The following is an 18007-nucleotide window of genomic DNA, read 5'->3' on the forward strand; positions in this document are numbered from 1 at the left end:
GGGCAGGGCGGCGCGGCACGCCGGGACACAGGCCCTGACGCTCGCCTTGCGTAAACCATGCCAAGGACGTCCCGGGGTTGCAATTATTTAATGTTAACAAGCCGTAAATTGCGCCCGAAGGTTGTATGCGGGACGCAATGGGCCCCGCCGGCCGGGGGACAGTGCGCCCCGAAATGCGCAAAGGGCCGCCAAGGCAGCCCTTTGCATGTCTCGCCTCAAGGTGGCCTTGTCAGCCAAGCGCCGCCTTGATCGCGTGATAGGAGTCCTTCGGCGTGCGCACCATGGTGTCGAAGTCGACATGCACCAGGCCGAACCGCTTTTCATAGCCAAGCGCCCATTCGTAGTTGTCCAGCAGCGACCACAGGAAGTAGCCCTTGACCGGCACGCCATCGGCAATCGCCTTTTCCACCATGGCAAGATGCGCCTCGACATAAGCCAGTCGCTCGGGGTCGGCGACCTTGCCCTCGACGAGAGTATCGTTGTTGGCCATGCCGTTTTCGGTGACGATCAGCGGCATGTCCCCGGTGTATTCCTGCGCGGTACGGGTCAGGAACTTGTATAGGCCCTCGGGGTAGATCTCCCATTCCATCTGGGTCTTGGGCAGAGGGCCTTCGACCTCCTCATGGCTGGGCCAGGGGCCGGAGTTGGGCTTGATCAGCTTGCGGGTATAATAATTCACCCCGCACCAGTCGACCGGAGAAGAAATCACGTCGAAATCGTCCTGCCATCCCTCGGGCATATGCGGGCCGAGGCCTTGCATGACGTTCTCGGGATATTCTTTCCTGAAGACGCCGCCCAGGAAGAAGCGGTTGTAATAGCCATCATACAGGTCCGCTGCCGCACGGGCCTCGGCGCTGTCATCGGCGGGGTCGGCCCATTCCATGTTGAAGACCGCGCCAAGGTTGTTCATCCCGAGGCCGCGCATCGCCTGAATGGCGCTGCCGTGGGCCAGCAGCACGTGATGCATGGCGCGGGCCGTGGCGCGGATGTCGCGCAAGCCGGGCGCATGATGGCCCAGGAAGTGGCTTAGCCAGCCGACGCACCAGGGTTCGTTGATCGGCGCGACCGAATGCATCCGATCCCCGATGCGGCCCATGATCACTTCGGTGAAATCCGCAAAGCGCCCGGCGATGTCGCGATTGCGCCAGCCCCCCTGGTCGGCCATCGCCGAGGGCAGTTCCCAATGGTAGAGCGTGGCACAGGGCTTGATCCCGCGTTCCAGCATGGCATCCGTCAGACGGTCATAGAAATCGAGGCCCTCTGGGTTGGTCGTGCACCCGTCCGGCATGACCCGCGCCCAGCTGGTCGAAAAGCGGTAGCAATCGAATCCAGCGGCGGCGACAAGGTCCAGATCCTCTTCGTAGCGGTGATAGTGATCGCAGGCGCGGTCACCGTTTTCGGCCCTGACCACGTTGCCCGGCGTGCGCGCGAAGCTGTCCCAATGGGTGCTTCCGGCGCCGCCGAAGCCGTGGCCTTCGATCTGGTAGGCAGAGGTGGCGGTGCCGAACTGGAAATCCTGCGGAAAATCCTTGCGGGAAAAAGTCATGGTAAGGTCCTTGTCAGGGCGTCACGAAACGGGATCGGATTGAATTTCGGGGTGTTGGGGCAGGTGGATGATGCGCTCAGCCTGCGCCGGTTGTGGCATCGGGACGCGGCACCGGGCCGGTGGAGCGACCCACGACCAACTCGGCCTCCATCATCGTCTGGCGCGGCGCGTTCTGGGGGTCGCTGATCTGGGCAACCAGTTGGCGGGCCAGTATTTCCCCGGCCTGCCGCACGGATGACCGGGTGGCGGTAAAGATCGGCACATCGCCGCCGTTGCGCAGGTAGGACAGGTCGTCATCATGGGTGATGACCGAAACATCCCTGCCCATGGCCAGCCCGGCCTCTTCGATGGCGCGGCGCACACCGATGGCGGCAATCATCGAGGCACAGAGCACCGCCGTCGGTGGCTGATCGGTGCGCAACAGGCCGGCGGTCAGGCGATAGCCGTATTCCTCGGTCATTTCCTCGCTGCACATCAGTGCGGGATCGCAGGGGATGGCGCTGTCCGCATGGGCGTCGAGATAGCCCTGACGGCGGCGAAAGGCGAAATCCATATGCTCCAACCCGTTCAGCAGGGCGATGCGGCGATGCCCGAGGTCGATCAGGAACTGCGTCGCGCGTTGAAAGGACCGGCGGTTGTTCACATCGACCCAGCTATAGGGCTCGTCGACGCCCGAGGACCGACCATGCACCACGAAGGGCAGGCCGATGCCGTTCAGATGCGGAATCCGCGTATCTGAAATTGCCGGACCCTGCAGGATCACGCCATCAACCACGCGGCGCGCGTGATACTCGCGGTAGATCCGGCTTTCGTCGTCATCCGGTACGCGGGTGAACACCATGTCATAGCCGAATTCGGCGAGGGTCTGGGACGCGCCTGCCACGAAATCCCCGAAGATCGGGTTTACCATTTCGTGGCGCAGGGTGGTGGGAATGACCTGTCCGATCATCATCGTGCGCCCGGTCGCCAATCCCTTGGCGCGGCTGTTGGGGGTGTAGCTGTGTTGGCGCGCCGCCTCCATTACCCGCTGCCGGGTGGCTTCACTGACTTCCGGATAGCCGTTAAGCGCCCGGCTGACCGTGGTCTGGGACAGGCCCAGGGCCTCGGCCAGGGACTTCAGGTTCATTGCCATTCAAAGCGCTTTCAAATTGCTCTCGATTCCATATGTGTAGGCAAAGATCGCACAGGTCAATGCTCTTGCCGGGGCAAGAGGGGCTTCGTCATAATTGTTCATTATTGCAGGCTTATTTGGCCAATCCTCCCGCACCGGTTGACAGCGAGGCCTGCGGCGTACTCTAACTTCCTACATTCAAAGCGCTTTGAAATTTGATTCGAGTGTGACGCGAAAACTGGATCATTGCGCCATTTGGTGCATCTGAAGAGCATCACGCCGTTTTGGCGTATCTGATGATCACTGCGCCCTGCGGCGCATATGAGGGAGGACTGCAAATGAGGAAATCGCTTTTGACCGGCGCCGCGACACTGGCGCTGAGCGCGGGCACGGCGCACGCCGAACTGGTGACGGTCTTCGGGCCCTGGCTGGGTCCGGACCAGGAGAACGTCGAAGCGGTCCTGGACGGCTTTGCCGCCGCGACCGGTTACGAGGTCTCCTATGTCGGTTCCGACAGCTTCGAACAGCAGATCATGATCGATGCCGAGGCCGGATCGGCCCCGAACGTCGCGGTCTTCCCTCAGCCGGGCCTTGCCGCCGACATGGCCAGCAACGGCTTCCTGACGCCGCTGCCCGATGGCACGGCCGATTGGGTCAGGGACAATTACGCCGCCGGTCAGTCCTGGGTTGATCTGGGAACCTTTACCGGCGCGGACGGCTCCGAAGACCTTTACGGCTTCTTCTACAAGGTCGATGTGAAATCCCTCGTCTGGTATGTCCCCGAGAACTTCGAGGACGCCGGATACGAAGTCCCCACCACCATGGAAGAGCTGAAGGCGCTGACCGAACAGATCGCGTCCGAAGGCGAAACGCCCTGGTGTATCGGTCTGGGATCAGGCGGCGCGACCGGCTGGCCGGCAACCGATTGGGTCGAAGACCTGATGCTGCGCACCCAGAGCCCCGAGGTCTATGACCAATGGGTCACCAACGAGATCCCCTTCAACGACCCCAAGGTGGTCGAGGCGATCGAGGAATTCGGCTATTTCGCCAAGAATGACGATTTCGTCTCGGGTGGGGCCAATGCCGTGGCCTCGAGCGATTTCCGCGACAGCCCCAAGGGCCTGTTCGCCTCGCCACCGCAATGCTACCTGCATCACCAGGCGTCCTTCATTCCCAGCTTCTTCCCCGAAGGCACGATCATCGGCGAGGACGCTGATTTCTTCTATTTCCCGGCCTATGAAGGCAAGGACCTCGGTCAGCCGGTGCTGGGGGCAGGGACCCTCTGGGGCATCACCAGCGACAGCGAAGGGGCCCGCGCGCTGATCGAATATCTCGAGACCCCCGAGGCAAATGAGATCTGGATGCAGCTGACAGGTTTCCTGACCCCGCACAAGGGTGTCGACACCAGCCTCTTCTCGGATCCGACGCTGAAGAAGATGAACGACATCCTTCTGGGTGCGACCACCTTCCGCTTTGACGGCTCGGATCTGATGCCGGGCGCGGTCGGTGCCGGGGCCTTCTGGACAGGCATGGTGGATTACACCGGCGGTGAACCCGCGCAGGACGTGGCAGACGACATCCAGTCGGCCTGGGAAACGATCAAGTAAATCAGGGTCGGACCGACGTCACCAAATCGAAGTGAGCGAAGACGGGCATCTCGGGCATCCTGAGTTGCCCGTCCTTCCGCAAGACCGACAGGAGCGCAAGACATGAACCCAATGCTGCAGGGGATCGGCATCATCCTGATCGGGCTGAGCGGGTGTATCGCCTATTTCTACCTTTCCAACCTGATCCTCGACCGGGTTCTATTCCCTGCAAGGGGGCCAAATGCGGGGCGCAACATCAACCGGGCCAACCTGTGGCGGCCCTGGCTGTTCATGTTCCCGGCGATCTTTGCCCTGTCGCTTTACCTCGCCTACCCGGTATTCGAGACCCTGCGCCTGTCGCTGATGCAGCGCGTCGCGGGGGGCGGATACGAATGGGTGGGGCTGAACAATTACCAACGGATGATGCAGGATTCCAAGTTCTGGGAAGCCATGCGCAACAATATGCTCTGGCTGCTGGTGGTGCCGGCGGCGGCAACCGGTTTCGGCCTGCTGGCGGCACAATTGACCGACCGGATCAAATGGGGCGGGCTGGCGAAATCGTTGATCTTCATGCCCATGGCGATCTCCTTTGTCGGGGCGGCGGTGATCTGGAAACTGGTCTATGATGCGCGGCCCATCGACCTTGAACAGATCGGCATCCTGAATGCGATCTATCTGGCCCTTGGCGGCGCGGCGCCGCAGACCTGGCTGACCATCCCGTTCTGGAACAACTTCTTCCTGATGGCGGTGCTGATCTGGATCCAGACCGGCTTTGCCATGGTGATCCTGTCGGCGGCCCTGCGCGGCATCCCCGAGGAAACCATCGAAGCGGCCATCGTCGATGGCGCAAGTGGCTGGCAGATCTTCTTCAAGATCAAGATGCCCCAGATCCGGTCGACCATTCTGGTCGTCTGGACAACGATCACCATCATCGTGCTCAAGATCTTCGACATCGTTTTCGCGATGACCAACGGCCAGTGGGAAACACAGGTGCTGGCGAACTACATGTTCGACAAGCTGTTCCGGGCCAATGACTGGGGCGTCGGATCGGCCTCGGCCATGGTGATCATGATACTTGTCACCCCAATCCTGGTCTGGAACGTGCGCAATGCGCGCCGAGAAATGCGCTAGGAGCGCCGAGTAATGGACAATATCGCAGGCCGCAAATCCTCACTTTCCTGGGTGGTCAACATCTCGGTCTTCTTTCTCGTGGTGCTTTGGCTGCTGCCGACGGTGGGGCTGTTCGTGTCGTCGTTCCGCACCGCTGACCAGATCGCGTCAAGCGGCTGGTGGAAGGTGCTGTTTCCATCCGAACAGAACCTGACCCTGCGCACTGCGGGCCCCGACGAGCAGGTCGAACAGGACGGTCTTTACGTGCTGGAAGGTCAGCTGTTCGAGCCGGGCAGCGAGGCCGAGATTTCGGTCTGGGGCGCCTCGTCCCGCGATATCGCAGCCTATGAGGCCGGCGAGACCGCGCAACTGGACGATGGCGAAACCCTGTTTGTCGGGGCCGATGGCAGCTACCGCATGGAAAGCCCGGTGCCCTTTGAGGGCAGCCGCGGGTCGCGCGTTTTCGTTACGGCCGAAACCCCGCCCGAGCTGACACTGAACAACTACAAGAACCTGCTGTTTGACCCCAACAACGTCGACGGGATGAGCCGCGCCTTCATGAGCACCCTGACCGTGACGATCCCGGCGACGGTGATCCCCATCGTGGTGGCGGCCTTTGCGGCCTATGCCCTGGCCTGGATGGATTTCAAGGGTCGTGCCCTGCTGATCGCCTGCGTGGTCGGACTGTTGGTGGTGCCGTTGCAACTGGCGCTGATCCCGCTGCTGCGCCTGCACCTGGCGATCGGCATCGGCAAGGGGTACCTGGGCGTCTGGCTGGCCCACACCGGGTTCGGCCTGCCGATGGCGATCTACCTGTTGCGCAACTACATGGTCGGGCTGCCCCGCGACATCATTGAAAACGCGCGGGTCGACGGGGCCACGGAATACCAGATCTTCATGCGCATCATCCTGCCGCTTAGCTTCCCGGCGCTGGCCAGTTTCGCGATCTTCCAGTTCCTCTGGACCTGGAACGATCTGCTGGTGGCCAAGGTCTTCTTGATCGACGCGACCGGCAAGACCACGGTGATGACCGCAAAGATCGTCGAATTGATGGGCACCCGCGGCGGCAACTGGGAGATCCTGGCCACAGCGGCCTTCGTGTCGATCTCGGTGCCACTGCTGGTCTTCTTCTTGATGCAGAAATATCTGGTCCGCGGTTTGCTGGCCGGTTCGGTGAAATAGGACATGTCGATGACGAGCGAGACAATGAGCCAGACGGGCTATCACGCAGGCAGCCAGACGGAAAATGCGCAGTGGTGGCGCGGCGCTGTGATCTACCAAGTCTATCCGCGCAGTTTTCAGGACAGCAACGGCGACGGGATCGGCGACCTGGCCGGGATCACTCAGCGGATGGACCATATCGCCGCACTCGGGGCGGATGCGGTCTGGATTTCGCCTTTCTTCACCTCTCCGATGAAGGACTTCGGCTATGACGTCAGCGATTACTGCGATGTCGATCCGATGTTCGGCGATCTGGCGGATTTCGATGCGCTGCTGGCGGAATCCCGGCGCCATGGGCTGAAGGTCCTGATCGACCTCGTGCTGTCGCATACCTCGGATCAGCATCCCTGGTTCGCCGAAAGCCGTAGCAGTCGGGACAATGACAAGGCCGATTGGTATGTCTGGGCCGATGCAAAACCCGACGGGACGCCGCCCAACAACTGGTTGTCGATCTTCGGCGGCTCGGCATGGCAATGGGATTCCCGTCGCCAGCAGTATTACCTGCACAACTTCCTGACCTCGCAGCCCGATCTGAACTTCCACAACGCGGATGTGCAGGACGCCCTGCTGGAGGTCGCGCGGTTCTGGCTGGATCGCGGCGTGAACGGGTTCCGCCTTGATACGATCAACTTCTACACCCACGACGCCGAACTGCGCGACAATCCCGCCCTTGATCCCGCCGAGCGCACCGCGCGCACCGCGCCTGCGGTGAATCCCTATAACTGGCAGGAGCATCTTTTCGACAAATCGCGCCCCGAGAACCTGTTGTTCCTGCGCCGGCTGCGTGCGGTCATGGATCCCTATGGCGCCGCGGCCGTGGGCGAGGTGGGCGACGAACAGCGCGGGCTGGAGATCCTCGGGGAATATACTACCGGCGATGATCTGATGAACATGTGCTATGCCTTCGAACTGCTTTCGGGGGACACGCCCACGGCCACCTATGTCAAGGAGGTCATGGATCAGGTTGAAACCGTCGCGGCCGATGGCTGGGCCTGCTGGGCCTATTCCAACCATGACGTTGAACGCCACGCCACACGCTGGAAGCTGGGTCCGGAGGGCATTCGCGCCTTCAACGTGCTGATGATGTGTCTGCGTGGATCGGTCTGCATCTATCAGGGCGAGGAACTGGGCCTGCCCGAAGCCGATGTGGCCTTCGAAGACCTGCAGGACCCCTACGGCATCGAATTCTGGCCCGAATTCAAGGGTCGCGACGGCTGCCGCACCCCGATGGTCTGGGAGGCACATGCCCGAAATGCCGGCTTTGGCACCGGTCAGCCCTGGCTGCCGGTCAGCGCGGCCCAGGCTGTCCTGTCGGTGGATACACAGATCGGCGACGCCAGTTCGATGCTGCATCACTACCGCCACGCCATCGCGCTGCGACAGGACCATCCGGTGCTGGCCAATGGCAGCCAGGACGACATGAGAGCGGATGGCGACCTTCTGTCCTTCATCCGCAAGAACGACGAAGAGACCCTTTTCTGTGTCTTCAACCTTGGCGCTCAGCCGCTGGTTGCCAGCTTGCCCGAGGGCGACTGGATCAACCTTGCCGCAAGCTTGCAGGGCGCACAGGATCAAGCCGGGGGGCAGGTCGCACTGCCCGCCTGGGGCTACGCAATTTTCGCACGGAAGGCAGGGTAAACCCATGGCTGATCTGGTCCTGAGCAACGTCAGCAAGACCTATGGTGGCAGCGTCAACGTGCTGAACGACATCAATCTCGACATCAAGGCGGGCGAGCTGATCGTCTTTGTCGGCCCTTCGGGCTGTGGCAAGTCCACGCTGCTGCGGATGATCGCCGGTCTGGAAAAGATCACCAGCGGGGATCTGACCATTGATGGGCAGCGTATGAACGATGTGCCCCCGGCGCAGCGCGGCATCGCTATGGTTTTTCAAAGCTACGCGCTTTATCCCCATATGACCGTGCGTGACAACATGGCCTTTGCGCTGAAACTGGCCAAGAAGAGCAAGGCCGAGATCGACGCAGCCATCGAAAATGCCGCCCGCGTACTGCAGCTTGAACCCTATCTCGACCGGCTGCCCAAGGCCCTGTCGGGCGGGCAGCGCCAGCGGGTCGCGATCGGGCGGTCGATCGTGCGCGATCCCCAAATCTATCTTTTCGATGAACCGCTGTCGAACCTTGACGCCGCGCTGCGGGTCGCCACCCGGATCGAAATCGCCAAGCTGAAAGAGGACATGCCGGATCGCACCATGATCTACGTGACCCATGACCAGGTCGAGGCGATGACCCTTGCGGATCGTATCGTGGTTCTGGCCAACAAGGGCATAGCGCAGGTCGGCTCTCCGCTCGACCTTTACGAGACGCCGGAAAACGAACTCGTCGCGCAGTTCATCGGCTCGCCCTCCATGAATCTGATGCCCGGCAAGATCAGCAGGACCGGTGCGCAGACCACGATCGCGATGGACAGCGGGTTGACGGCGATTTCCGATGTGCCGACCGTTCCCGAAGATATCGGCAAGCCGGTCAATATCGGCGTGCGGCCAGAGCATCTTGAGCCGGTGGAAGAGGGCGGGCTTTTCGCCGGCGAGGTCGAGATCGTCGAAGCCCTTGGCGAGGTCACGCTGCTTTATTTCGGTATCGAAGGGGAAACTGCCACTGCCATCGCCAAGTTGCCCGGCGTGCATTCCGGCCTGCGGGGTCATACCGTGTCCCTGGCTGCCGAGCCTCAGCATGTGCACCTGTTCCACAACGGCACCTCCATGCGGCATCGCTAACCTCCGGCGCATAGCGCGTAGCGGGATTTACCTGTGGCGGTTCCTTGCACGCCCGCCGGAGGTGACTTTTTCGCGGGCCGCCTCCACCAGCAAGCGGCGCAGGACCTGGGCGCGGATGGGCTTGGCAATGACGTCATCCAGACCCGCGCCGCGCAGCCGCTCTGTCACCTCTTCGCCGACATGGGCGGTCAGGGCGATGATACGGGTCTTTCTGGACAGGCCGATGCCGGCTCGGATCGCCCGTGTCGCCTCGATCCCATCCATCACCGGCATCGACACATCCATCAGGATGATATCGTAACGTTGGCTGCAACTGGCCTCGAGCCCCAGCTTTCCGTTCTCTGCTTCGGTCACGCGGTGTCCGTCCCGCTCCAGCATCCGGCGGGCCACGAAGCGGTTGGTTATATTGTCTTCGACCAGCAGGATATCCAGCGAGCCGATCTCGGGCAGGGTCTCGGCGCTGTCGTTCCTGCAGGCCTGGACAGCTTCAACCGCGGGCAGGGGCAGGATCAGGCGAAATTCAGTCCCCCGGCCAGGGTCGCTGTCGACTTCGATCCCGCCCTCCATCGCGTTGGCAAGGCGCTGCGCAATTCCAAGGCCGAGGCCGGTGCCCTGGATCTGCCGGCTGGTCGCGCCGTCGAGACGGACGAAATCGAGGAAGATCCTTTCGCAATCTTCGGCTGTCATGCCGATGCCGGTATCACGCACGGCAACGCAGACCCTGTCCCCGGCCAGCCGTTCGACGGTGATGGTCACGGCGCCGTCTTCGGTGAACTTCACCGCGTTGGAGACGATGTTCAAAAGGATCTGGCGCACTCGTGTCGCATCCCCCAGCACCCAGCCGGCAGCGGCCTGATCCGATCGGGTGAGCGTGTTCCGTAGCCGGCGCGCTCGCGGCATTTCACTGGCGAGAATATCCTCTATCAGACGGTCAAGATCGAAGGGTGCGGGATTGATGATCACATCGGAACCTTCGATCTGGGTGATATCCAACACGTCGTTGACCAGATCCAGCAACGTTTGCGCCGAACTGCGGACCACATTGACGTAGGTCTCGTTTTCCGCCGGATCGGAGTTTTCCTCCATCAGGTCGATGGTCCCGAGGATGCCGTTCAGCGGTGTGCGCATCTCGTGACTGATGACGCCCAGGAACCGGGCCTTGGCGCGTTCCCCGGCCAGCGCCTTGTCTCGGGAGGCTTTCAGTTCGGCCTCGCTGGTGACAAGATGCGACACGTCCCGGATGACGCAGACCAGGATCGGGCGTTCTTCGGCGCTGTTGACGGCCATGGACAATTCGACCGGAAAACTATGGCCATCCCAGCTACGCCCCTGCAACCGATAGCCGGTTCGCGGACCATCGCCGCAGGTGGCGAACAGCTCCTTGCCGCTGACGCCGATGCTGCCTTCCTTTCCCTGCCGGCGCAGGAGGTGCGAGGCCGTAAGGGTAGGGGCTTCCTCTCGTGTGAACCGGAACATCTCGCGCGCGGCGCGGTTCGCCTCGATCAGCTGCCCCCGCTGATTGAAAACCAGAATGGCATCACGAGAGGTGCTGAAAATCGTTTCGAGCCGCGCCGAGGCGACGAGCTTCTGTTCCAGGCGCCGCTTGGAAACCCGCGCCAGAGAGCGGAACAGGATGACCATCGCGCTCAAGGCCAGAAGAAGGACTGCGGTGGTCCCGGCCAGAACCCGCAGCACATGGGCCGCATCCAGGCGCGCCTTGTCGGACAGGCCAACGAAGATCAGGTTCGCGTTGGAAAGGAGCCTGCGAATTTCCAGGCGATGGGAGTCCAGGGTAGCTTGCAGTCCTGGCAGCCCGGCTAGCAGACCGGCGTCCGTATCGTCGATCAGAGTGGTGTAGGCATAGATATCATCGCGCAGGCTGATGAAACCGGTCGGGGTTTTCAGCCCCAGTAGCACCTGGGTGTAAAGCGGTGCCTGGGCGAGGGTCCCGAAACGCGAATACAGGATATCGTAGCGATCTCGCACCTTGGTCAAGGCAGCCCTGACGTCGGCCTCGCTGCCTGTGAAGGGCTGCAGACGTGCCAAAGCCACTGCGCCCTGAAGTTCCAGATATTCGACCTCAAGCTGCGACAGGGTCCACTGAATTGAATCTGTCGGAGATGAATTGAGATCCCGCAGTTTCTGGCGGACATCCGTGACAAGGTAGACTATCACGATAACGCACAGCGCCGTTATCGTCCCCAGGATCGCGATACGGATCACACCGGTATCAAGGCTTGTGCTGCGAAAGATGGGCTTCGCCATTTTAACGATCCGCCTGGTCTGACGCCGCAACATCCGGCCCGGGATGATGCTCCTATTCGGCAATCAGTGAAATTCTGTCGAGCTGCCAGATCGAGTTTGAATAGATGACTTCGGTCTGGAAATCGGACGAGGAATCATAGGGATAGACCAGCCAGAGTGGTCCCTTGCTGCGCAGGGTCATGGGCGCGCCATTGCGCTCGTAGGCCAGGACCGCACCATCCGCCCGGAAGCTGTCGACGGGCAAGGTGATGGAATAGTCGTTTGCAGCTGTCAGTTGCAACGTTCCCTCATCGATGTCGAAATGGGCCAGAAGGTCCACCATCCGAACGCCGAGAAACTGTTGCACGCCCTCGGTCCATATCGTCTCTGTCTCGAATTTCGAAACCGGCAGGGCGGCCAGGTCGTCTGCTGTCATTTCGACGACCCGATCCGGCAGGGTCACGGTCAGCAAGGGCCGGTCTTCGGCATTGGCCAGCGCTGGAAAAAGACCAAGCAGCCCAATCCAAATGACTGTGAGCAAGTTTTTCATAGCGTATCCTTTCAAGTCCGATCGCCGCGGCAGGACCTGGCTGGCGTCGGACGTTCATGTATTCCGGTTACCTACCATAACTTAATTTAATCTGTCGGCGGCAGTAAATTCCCTTTGTAATCTTCTGATCCAGCGGCTTGGCACTGCGAATTTTCGATAAATTCCGGAATGGCCATGCGCGGGACAGGCTCCGGGTTAAATCAATTTTCACGCCTGCCGCCTCATACCTCCGGCACGTTGAACGCGATCTCTTCACCAGGGTCGCTTTGCCAGGCATTCAGGGGTTATTCATGGGGCTTTCCAAGATCCGCATCGCAATCCGGCTACCCATCGCTTTCCTCTTGCTGGTTGCGATCTCACTTGGGGTTCTTGGCCTCTATGCGAACAGTTCCGCCAAGAATACCCTGTTGGAAGCCGGAGAATCCGACCTTCTTGACGTTGCTCAAACCCAGGCCCGCGCCATGGAAGCCTGGGCCAACGAGGTCGAGACCGATCTGCTGATGCAGGCTCAAAGCCCGCTTCTGGTCAATGCGTTACGCGCCTTTTCGGCCGGCTGGCAAGTGATGGGCCCTACGGCCGCCGACCAGATATTGCGCCTGTATGTAACCGACAGCCCGCTGCCGCCTTTCCAGCGCGCCGCTCTGGAGGATGCCGGTGACGGGTCGGTCTATTCCCGTGCCCATGCGCGCTTTCACAACCATTTCCGTTTCCTCATGAAACGTGGCGGATACCGAGATATTTATCTCGTCGATGCCAGCGGAAACATACTGTACTCTGCCGCAAAGCAGGATGATTTCGCGCAGAACATCGGGAATGCAGGCCAGAATCCGTTCTATCAAATGGTCGCAGGTGCTCTGTCCAGCGGGTCCCAGGGCGAGGCCAGCTTTGTCGATTTCTTCGAATATTCAACCTCGGCAGAACAATCTTCCTTCCTTGTTGCCCCGATCAGCGGCGGTGACGGCAAGATCTTGGGAGCCATCGCCTACCGGATCACCGCTGCAACCCTGACGGGCCAGATCGGTGAAAGCGCAGGTTTGGGCGAAACCGGGCAGAGCTTTGCAATCGGGTACGATGGTGTCGCCCGGACAAAGGCACAGGGCTGGCACAATGATCCGCTGCCCTTGGATACGCCGCTTCGCGACACGCTCGGCACCGGCGGTGGTATCATTGAAACCGATCTGCCCATGACCGATCTGAAAAACCAGCTGACCGCATTTGCACCGGTTGAGGTTTTCTCGGCAGACTGGATTTCCATTGCCAGCAAGAACCGCGCCGAGATCCTCGCGTCCGTCGCCAATCACACCACGAACTCGTTGATCTTCGGTGCCCTTATCCTTGCCGTGACGGCTGCTATCGGTCTGGTCATTGCGATGGGCGTTTCCTTGCCCCTGCGCGATGTCGCGCAATGTATCGAGGATGTTTGCGACGACAATTACGATATCATGGTGCCCCATACGGACCGTGCCGACGAAATCGGGGATATCGGGCGTTCGTTGGAACAATTGCGCGAACGACTGTCGGAAATCCATCTGTTAACCCACCAGATGTCCTTCAAGAGCGCCGCACTCGAGGCGACCTCGGCCGCTCTCATGATAACTGACGATGATTTCACGATCACCTTCATGAACGAAGCGGTCAAGAAGATGATGCGCGTCCGGGTCGAAGATTTCCAAACCGTTCTGAGCACCTTTGATCCTGACCGGTTGATAGGCACGAACATGGACCGATTTCATGCGAAACCAGACATGATCCGTGGCCTGATCGAACGCCCTGACCAGCTACCCTTCCGGACCGACATGCGCGTCGGGTCAGCGCATATTCAAATCGAGATCAATGCAGTCTGGAATGACCAGAACGCAATAGCAGGCCTTGTGGTGGAATGGGTTGACGTGACCGAAGAACGGCGCAAGACGGCCGTATTGAATGCCATCGAAGGCGGCCAAATCATGGCCGAGTTCGAGATCTCGGGTGCGACCCAACAAGTGAACGAGAATTTCCTCGCACTGACTTCAATGGGCACGGACACCATAACTGGCGTGGATTTCGCCGACTTCCTGCGGATGGAAGAAGGCGAGCTTGATCGCGCAGCCATTCTGGAAACCGCGAAAAGGGGTGATGTCATACAAGGCAAGTTCCTGGTCAAGTGCCAGAACGGTTCCGATGCCATTGTCGATGGCGGGATCTACCCGGTTCTGGACCGCCGCCAGGAAACATCGGGCATAACCCTGATCTGCACCGATGTCACCGCCGCGCATCTGGAACTACAAGCCGCTGAGACCCGCCAGAAAGCAATGCAGGAGGCGCAGAAAACCGTGGTCGAGGCCCTTCGGGTTGGCATGCGCGATATCACCAACGGGGACCTGACATCCCGCCTGCAGGAGCCTTTCGATGTTGAGTACGAACAGTTGCGCAAAGATTTCAACGCCGCGCTCGAAAACCTGACCCATGCGATGCGGAACATCTCTGGTGAGACGACGGCCATGCATCAGGAAACCGCTGAAATCGTCAGGGCGGCCGACGAAATGTCCGTGCGAACGGAACGTCAGGCCGTGACCCTGCAGGAAACCGCCGCAAGCTTGGACGAGTTGACCGCTAATATCTCCCAAACTGCCGAAGGGGCGGCCAAAGCCAACGAGGTGGTGACCGAAGCGCGCGCCAGCGCGGAATCCAGCGGTACGGTTGTCGACGAAGCAGAATCCGCCATGGCCGAAATCGCAGCGTCTTCCCATGAAATCCGTAAGGTTATTTCGGTGATCGACGATATCTCGTTCCAAACCAATCTTCTGGCGCTGAATGCCGGCGTCGAGGCTGCAAGGGCAGGGGAAGCGGGTCGTGGATTTGCGGTTGTTGCCACTGAAGTCCGGGCTTTGGCACAGCGCTGCGCGAATGCCGCCGCCGAAATCAATCAGTTGATCACCGTTTCGGGGCAACATGTAACGCGGGGCGTCGAATTGGTCGGGGTTACGGGCGGGACCCTCAAGACGATTGTCAGCTCGATTTCGGATATTTCCAGCTATATCGCGGAAATCGCCCAAGCTGGCAAGGAACAGTCGATCGGGCTTGCTCAGGTCAATTCCGCGGTGAACCAGATCGACCATGTAACCCAGCAGAACGCAGCCATGTTCGAAGAAACCACCTCTGCCAGCCACGCACTTGCACAGCGCGCGACACGCTTGACGGAAACAATCGGCCACTTCCAGATCGGGACGGGGAATGCCCAGGTCACCCTCGCGCCGCAGCCGTCCGGCCGCCCCCAGTCGCAGAGGCTATCGCTGCAGGGGAATCTCGCGGTGTCTTCGAAGGAGAGGTCAGAGGCGAATGATTGGGAAGATTTCTGATGCCCACGCCGTCGCTGCCCGGCAGCCGATCCGACGGAGATTGCAAAAAGACCCGCGTCCTCATCGTCGACGATCAGCATTCTGTTCAAAGCCTAATTCGCCACGCCTTGTCGCAAGACGACCGGATCGAAGTTGTCGGCACCGCCGATGACGCCTACGAAGCGCGGGAATTGATCAAGACTCTGAATCCGGACGTCCTGACACTTGACGTGGAAATGCCCCGGATGAGCGGGCTCGACTTTCTCGAACGTCTGATGCGTCTGCGGCCCATGCCAGTGATCATGTTCTCTTCGCTGACCCACCAGGGCAGTGAACATGCCATTCGGGCCTTGTCCCTTGGTGCGGTCGACGTCATGCCCAAGCCAACCACCGGCCTGGACGCGGAAACCCTGAAAAAGCTTGCCGGACGACTTGTGACAGCAACCCGCTTCAATCGTTCCAAGGTCCCTTCGATGAATGACGAAGTCATGGATCAGGCGGTGACAAGGGAAACGTTGTATCGCTGGAACGGCAAGATCGTCCTTCTTGGCGCCTCCACCGGTGGCGTGGCGGCCGTCGAAACAGTGTTGCGCCGAATGCCGGAGGATTGCCCACCCATCGTGATCTCGCAACATATGCCCGAGAGCTTTTTGATAAGCTTTGTCAAAAGGTTGGATGACCTTCTTCCGCAAAACGTCAGGGTCGCGCAGGACGGCATGGAACTGCTACAGGGGCATGTCTACCTGGCGCCCGGCGGAACAGAGCATACAGGCATCCGTCGCAAGGGCCGCCGTTTCGAGATCGCGGCAATCATCGGTCCCAAGCGCAACGGGCATATTCCGTCCGTAGACGAACTCTTCATGTCTGCGGGCGACACTGCGGAAACCGTGACGGCCGTTCTTCTGACCGGCATTGGCAAGGATGGAGCTGATGGGATGAAGCAATTGAAACAACGCGGTGCCTATTGCATCGGCCAGGACGAGGAAACCTGCGTCGTCTATGGTATGCCGCGTGCGGCCTCGGAGATGGGCATCCTCGACGAACAATTGCCCTTGACGGCCATCGCCAAGGCAATTTGTGCAAGTTGCGATGCTCGGCGTAGCTAACAGGAGCATGATGTGAAAAGAGCGGCAGGCCGAGGGCCAAACATCAACATCACCCAGGGCGAATATGCCGTATCCGATCATGAAGGTGGCGTCATCACGACCATTCTGGGGTCATGCATCGCCACCTGTATCTGGGATCCGGTAAGGAAGGTTGGCGGGATGAACCACATCCTTGTCGCGCGCTCGCAAACCTCTGGTGGTACGAACGATTATGCAGGCGTCAATGCGATGGAATTGCTGATTAACGGACTGGTACGTCTGGGGGCCGACCGCACACGCTTCAACGCAAAAGTCTTTGGCGGTGCCCGGATGATCAACGGCCTGTCGGACATCGGTCAAAGTAACGGCTCCTTCATTGTCGAGTTCCTCGAAAAGGAAGGCATCCCGTGTCTGGGCAAAAGCCTTGGCGGCAATGCAGCGCGGCAGATCAAGTTCTTTCCATCCGAGGGACGCGTAATGCAGCGGACAGTCGCCGGGGCTCCGGAGGTCCTGCAACCGGTGAAGCCGCCAGAGAAACCGGTGCGCAACGGTGTGGAACTGTTCTGACTCTCCAAATTGGCTTTCCTTCCAGCGAGAACTGGCTGGGCCAATCTATAAACGGAGAAAAGACCCGCAGGAGATGTCCGAAGACCTCCAGCGAGTCCATGGTGTTGAAAACCTCTCGCGAACAGTAACTTACAGAACCTTCGCAACGTGGGACCTGAACAAGGAATATCTGTTCGGTGGAGGTAATATTTACATAATACCGATTATCAGTAAGTCACTGGGCCATCCGCAGGTGACCAGTTCCCTTAACCAAGCGCATAGCCCGCACCGCGTACCGTGCGCAAAGGATCGTCTCCGCCGTGGGTACACAGGGCCTTGCGCAACCGGCCGATATGCACATCCACTGTCCGTGTATCGACGTAGATGTCACGCCCCCAGACACGATCCAGAAGCTGTTCCCGCGACCAGACGCGGCCGGGCTTTTCCATGAAGGTCGACAGAAGCCGGAACTCGGTCGGGCCAAGTTTCAGTTCCTTGCCATCGCGCATCACCCGGTGGGTTTCCGCATCAAGCAGGATATCATCGTATTCCAGCCGCTCACCCATCGAAGCCGGCCGTGTGCGACGCAGTTGCGCACGCACCCGCGCCATCAGTTCGATTACCGAGTACGGCTTGACCACGTAGTCATCCGCGCCGGTCTCGAGGCCCCGAACCCGGTCCACCTCTTCCGAGCGCGCAGACAGCATGATGATCGGCACGGTCCGGGTTTCCGAACGCATCTTCAACTGACGGCAAACCTCGATCCCTGACAGGTTGGGCAGCATCCAGTCGAGAACGATGATATCCGGCGCGACCTCTTCGACCAGAAGCATCGCCTCTTCGCCATTCTCGGCCCGCGACACCCGGAAACCTTCGGCTTCCAGGTTATAGGCCAGGACTTCACGTTGCGCCGGTTCGTCTTCTACAACCAGAACGGTCGGTTGCTGATCGGCAGGCATC

At 60.3% G+C, this 18007-nt stretch carries 13 protein-coding genes; 8 read left to right on the forward strand and 5 right to left on the reverse strand.

Annotated elements, in window-relative coordinates:
- Nucleotides 1-229 precede the first annotated feature (229 nt).
- Together PSAL_RS04740 and PSAL_RS04745 are read right to left on the reverse strand one after the other, a co-directional pair.
- Complete coding sequence (locus PSAL_RS04740; protein WP_119840112.1) at nt 230-1546, reverse strand: GH1 family beta-glucosidase; 1317 nt, start codon at nt 1544-1546, stop codon at nt 230-232.
- 76 nt (nt 1547-1622) lie between these two features.
- Nucleotides 1623-2672 (reverse strand): LacI family DNA-binding transcriptional regulator, encoded by a 1050-nt coding sequence (locus PSAL_RS04745; RefSeq protein WP_119840253.1) that lies wholly within the window; start codon nt 2670-2672, stop codon nt 1623-1625.
- 323 nt (nt 2673-2995) lie between these two features.
- Between PSAL_RS04745 and PSAL_RS04750 the strand changes: the two genes are divergently transcribed.
- The 5 genes from PSAL_RS04750 (at nt 2996) to PSAL_RS04770 (ending at nt 9305) form a co-directional block, all read left to right on the forward strand.
- Nucleotides 2996-4264 (forward strand): ABC transporter substrate-binding protein, encoded by a 1269-nt coding sequence (locus PSAL_RS04750; protein WP_119840113.1) that lies wholly within the window; start codon nt 2996-2998, stop codon nt 4262-4264.
- 102 nt (nt 4265-4366) lie between these two features.
- The gene (locus PSAL_RS04755; RefSeq protein WP_119840114.1) at nt 4367-5374 is read left to right on the forward strand and encodes a carbohydrate ABC transporter permease; all 1008 of its coding nucleotides are present in this window, start codon (nt 4367-4369) and stop codon (nt 5372-5374) included.
- Between the two features lie 12 nt (nt 5375-5386).
- Nucleotides 5387-6535, forward strand: a complete 1149-nt coding sequence (locus tag PSAL_RS04760) for a carbohydrate ABC transporter permease (RefSeq protein WP_119840115.1) — start codon at nt 5387-5389, stop codon at nt 6533-6535.
- A gap of 24 nt (nt 6536-6559) precedes the next feature.
- Nucleotides 6560-8212 carry an alpha-amylase family glycosyl hydrolase gene (locus tag PSAL_RS04765; protein WP_119840116.1) on the forward strand — a complete coding sequence of 551 codons (1653 nt, stop codon included), beginning with the start codon at nt 6560-6562 and terminating at the stop codon, nt 8210-8212.
- 4 nt (nt 8213-8216) lie between these two features.
- On the forward strand, nt 8217-9305 hold the full coding sequence (locus tag PSAL_RS04770) for an ABC transporter ATP-binding protein (protein ID WP_119840117.1): 1089 nt from the start codon (nt 8217-8219) through the stop codon (nt 9303-9305).
- Between the two features lie 27 nt (nt 9306-9332).
- Here the strand turns inward: PSAL_RS04770 and PSAL_RS04775 are convergent, their stop codons facing one another.
- Both PSAL_RS04775 and PSAL_RS04780 read right to left on the reverse strand, forming a co-directional pair.
- Complete coding sequence (locus PSAL_RS04775; protein WP_196222836.1) at nt 9333-11570, reverse strand: ATP-binding protein; 2238 nt, start codon at nt 11568-11570, stop codon at nt 9333-9335.
- A 52-nt stretch (nt 11571-11622) separates the two neighbouring features.
- A complete protein-coding gene (locus tag PSAL_RS04780) occupies nt 11623-12099 on the reverse strand; it encodes a molybdopterin-dependent oxidoreductase (protein WP_119840119.1) in 477 nt (158 codons plus the stop codon).
- A 137-nt stretch (nt 12100-12236) separates the two neighbouring features.
- Here PSAL_RS04780 and PSAL_RS04785 point away from each other — a divergent pair, with 137 nt between their 5' ends.
- The 3 genes from PSAL_RS04785 to PSAL_RS04795 are packed head-to-tail and all read left to right on the forward strand — an operon-like array spanning nt 12237 to nt 17068.
- Nucleotides 12237-15437 (forward strand): methyl-accepting chemotaxis protein, encoded by a 3201-nt coding sequence (locus PSAL_RS04785; RefSeq protein ID WP_147407651.1) that lies wholly within the window; start codon nt 12237-12239, stop codon nt 15435-15437.
- Nucleotides 15437-16522, forward strand: coding sequence for a protein-glutamate methylesterase/protein-glutamine glutaminase (locus tag PSAL_RS04790; RefSeq protein WP_119840121.1), 1086 nt, complete (start codon nt 15437-15439; stop codon nt 16520-16522). The genes PSAL_RS04785 and PSAL_RS04790 overlap by 1 nt, the downstream gene beginning before the upstream one ends.
- 12 nt (nt 16523-16534) lie before the next feature.
- Nucleotides 16535-17068, forward strand: coding sequence for a chemotaxis protein CheD (locus PSAL_RS04795; RefSeq protein WP_231388615.1), 534 nt, complete (start codon nt 16535-16537; stop codon nt 17066-17068).
- A 245-nt stretch (nt 17069-17313) separates the two neighbouring features.
- On the opposite strand, the gene phoB is transcribed toward PSAL_RS04795, so the two are convergent.
- Nucleotides 17314-18006 (reverse strand): phosphate regulon transcriptional regulator PhoB, encoded by a 693-nt coding sequence (phoB, locus tag PSAL_RS04800; RefSeq protein WP_119840122.1) that lies wholly within the window; start codon nt 18004-18006, stop codon nt 17314-17316.
- Nucleotide 18007: the final 1 nt, after the last annotated feature.

Source organism: Pseudooceanicola algae (assembly GCF_003590145.2).
Classification (GTDB): Bacteria; Pseudomonadota; Alphaproteobacteria; order Rhodobacterales; family Rhodobacteraceae; genus Pseudooceanicola; species Pseudooceanicola algae.

Coding starts and splice junctions, on each gene's coding strand:
- PSAL_RS04740 (WP_119840112.1), bottom strand. CDS start 1,546: ATGACTTTTTCCCGCAAGGATTTTCCGCAGGATTTCCAGTTCGGCACC.
- PSAL_RS04745 (WP_119840253.1), bottom strand. CDS start 2,672: ATGAACCTGAAGTCCCTGGCCGAGGCCCTGGGCCTGTCCCAGACCACG.
- PSAL_RS04750 (WP_119840113.1), top strand. CDS start 2,996: ATGAGGAAATCGCTTTTGACCGGCGCCGCGACACTGGCGCTGAGCGCG.
- PSAL_RS04755 (WP_119840114.1), top strand. CDS start 4,367: ATGAACCCAATGCTGCAGGGGATCGGCATCATCCTGATCGGGCTGAGC.
- PSAL_RS04760 (WP_119840115.1), top strand. CDS start 5,387: ATGGACAATATCGCAGGCCGCAAATCCTCACTTTCCTGGGTGGTCAAC.
- PSAL_RS04765 (WP_119840116.1), top strand. CDS start 6,560: ATGAGCCAGACGGGCTATCACGCAGGCAGCCAGACGGAAAATGCGCAG.
- PSAL_RS04770 (WP_119840117.1), top strand. CDS start 8,217: ATGGCTGATCTGGTCCTGAGCAACGTCAGCAAGACCTATGGTGGCAGC.
- PSAL_RS04775 (WP_196222836.1), bottom strand. CDS start 11,570: ATGGCGAAGCCCATCTTTCGCAGCACAAGCCTTGATACCGGTGTGATC.
- PSAL_RS04780 (WP_119840119.1), bottom strand. CDS start 12,099: ATGAAAAACTTGCTCACAGTCATTTGGATTGGGCTGCTTGGTCTTTTT.
- PSAL_RS04790 (WP_119840121.1), top strand. CDS start 15,437: ATGCCCACGCCGTCGCTGCCCGGCAGCCGATCCGACGGAGATTGCAAA.
- phoB (WP_119840122.1), bottom strand. CDS start 18,006: ATGCCTGCCGATCAGCAACCGACCGTTCTGGTTGTAGAAGACGAACCG.